Source organism: Methyloversatilis sp. NSM2, assembly GCF_038066675.1.
Classification (GTDB): Bacteria; Pseudomonadota; Gammaproteobacteria; order Burkholderiales; family Rhodocyclaceae; genus Methyloversatilis; species Methyloversatilis discipulorum_A.
In genome coordinates this window covers 1-1912 of the sequence record NZ_JBBUKV010000019.1, presented here as the reverse complement: position 1 = coordinate 1912, position 1912 = coordinate 1, and the positions used below count along the sequence as shown (strand labels likewise).

2 protein-coding genes and 1 pseudogene are annotated in these 1912 nt (G+C 63.0%); 1 reads left to right on the top strand and 2 read right to left on the bottom strand.

The features are described 5' to 3' along the window. A partial coding sequence (locus tag WJU27_RS21000; RefSeq protein WP_341423328.1) for a HAMP domain-containing protein occupies window positions 1-1491 on the bottom strand: 1491 nt, incomplete at its 3' end. Here WJU27_RS21000 and WJU27_RS20995 point away from each other — a divergent pair. Then, complete coding sequence (locus tag WJU27_RS20995) at window positions 1490-1675, top strand: hypothetical protein (protein ID WP_341423327.1); 186 nt, start codon at window positions 1490-1492, stop codon at window positions 1673-1675. The genes WJU27_RS21000 and WJU27_RS20995 overlap by 2 nt on opposite strands. A 6-nt stretch (window positions 1676-1681) precedes the next feature. On the opposite strand, the pseudogene WJU27_RS20990 reads toward WJU27_RS20995, so the two are convergent. After that, window positions 1682-1912, bottom strand: a pseudogene (locus WJU27_RS20990) (methyl-accepting chemotaxis protein); the annotation flags it as partial.

Genomic DNA, 1912 nt, shown 5'->3' with positions numbered 1-1912 from the left:
CGCCGACTGCTCGCTTGCGCCCTGGCTCAGCGACTGCGCCGTCGCCGACACCTCTTCCGACGCGCTCGCAAGACCGTCGGCGACGCTGATGACCTCGCCTATGGTCTGCGACAGGCGGTCGCTGGTGCTGTTGATCGAGTTCTTGAGATCCAGCAGCTTGCCGCGGTAATCGCCGTGGACACGGGTGCTGAGATCGTTGCGCTCCATCGCCGCCAGCACGGACATCACTTCGTTGACCGGGTTGATCACCGCGTCGAGCGTGTCATTGATGCCCTGCACGATGCGATGGAAATCGCCCTTGTGCCGGCTCGAGTCGGCACGCTTGTCCAGGTCGCCCACCAGCGCGGCGCGACACAGCATGTCGGTGTCGGCAACCAGCGCCTTGATATTCCCGCGCACCTGTTCGATGGTGTCGTTGATGAAGGCCTTCTTGCCCGGCAGCTGGTCCATCGGCGCATCCATATTGCCTTCACCGAATGCCTTGAAGCAGGCCATCGCCTTCTTCTTCACCGCGATGTGGCCGGACACCATCTGGTTCACGCCCTGCGCCATGGTCCGGTAGGCGCCCTTGAAGCGGGCCTCGTCCATCATCACGTCGATGTCGCCACGGTCGTGCTCGGCCGACATGTGGTTCATGTCGGCGATGAAGTCCTTGATGTTGGCGCGCACCTGTTCGATGGTGTCGTTGATGAAGGCCTTCTTGCCCGGCAACTGTTCCATCGACGCGTCCATATTGCCTTCGCCGAATTCCTTGAAACAGGCCATCGCCTTCTTCTTCACCGCGATGTGGCCGGACACCATCTGGTTCACACCCTGGGCCATGGTCCGGTAAGCGCCCTTGAAGCGGGCCTCGTCCATCATCACGTCGATGTCGCCGCGGTCGTGTTCGGCCGACATGTGATTCATTTCTGCGATGAAGCCCTTGATGTTGGCGCGCACCTGTTCGATGGTGTCGTTGATGAAGGCCTTCTTGCCCGGCAACTGCTCCATCGGCGCGTCCATATTGCCTTCGCCGAATTCCTTGATGCAGGCCATCGCCTTCTTCTTCACCGCGATGTGGCCGGCCACCATCTGGTTCACCTGTTCGGCGACGACGCGGAAGTCTCCGCCGAAGCGGCCAAGGTCGATCGTGACTTCGATGTCGCCCCTGTCGTGCTCGGCCGACATCCTGCCCATCTGCTCCATCAGCAGGCCGAGATTCACCGAAACCTGGTTCAGCGAAGCGGCGATACTGCCGGCGGGCGCGCCAGCAAACCCGGCCGCAGCCGAGAACTCGCCGGATGCAAGTTTTCCGGCCGCCGCGGCAAGGGCTTCCGGCTCGCTGCCGAACACGCCCTCGCGCAAGCGGAGCAGAAGCCAGCCGGACAGGATAGTCAGCACCACGATCGCGCCGGTCAGCGCCAGAAGCAGCGTGCGCCCTGCACTGGCCGCCTCACTGGCTGCGCGCGCATCGGCACCCGAGGCGGCCGACAGTCCGAGAAGTTCGTCCATGCTGCCGAATCCGGACCACACTGCAGCGCCGGCCAGTGCGCATACCGCTGCACATGCCAAGCCGACGCGGGTCGAGAATTTCACGCTCGAAGCATTTTTCATTATTCAGTTCTCCGATCAATTCGAAGCGATGAACGAGCCAGACCATCCGCCATCGCGATCGCTGCGCGACGGCAAGCCTTGAAAACAATCAGAATCGGGCGAAATCCGCCTCGACAGGCATATCCGACGCCGCCATGCCGATGCGCGTGGAAGACGACCGGACCGTCGTCCGACGCGACGACAGCGTCTGCGCCGATGCGTTATCACGCAGGCGGAAGAAGGCCATCGCCTGCTGCAGCTGCTGCGCCTGGCCGCTCATTTCCTCGGCCGTCGCCGCCAGTTCTTCCGACGCCGACGCTGTCTGCTGCACCGTCTGGCT

Coding starts and splice junctions, on each gene's coding strand:
- WJU27_RS20995 (WP_341423327.1), top strand. CDS start 1,490: ATGCTGCCGAATCCGGACCACACTGCAGCGCCGGCCAGTGCGCATACC.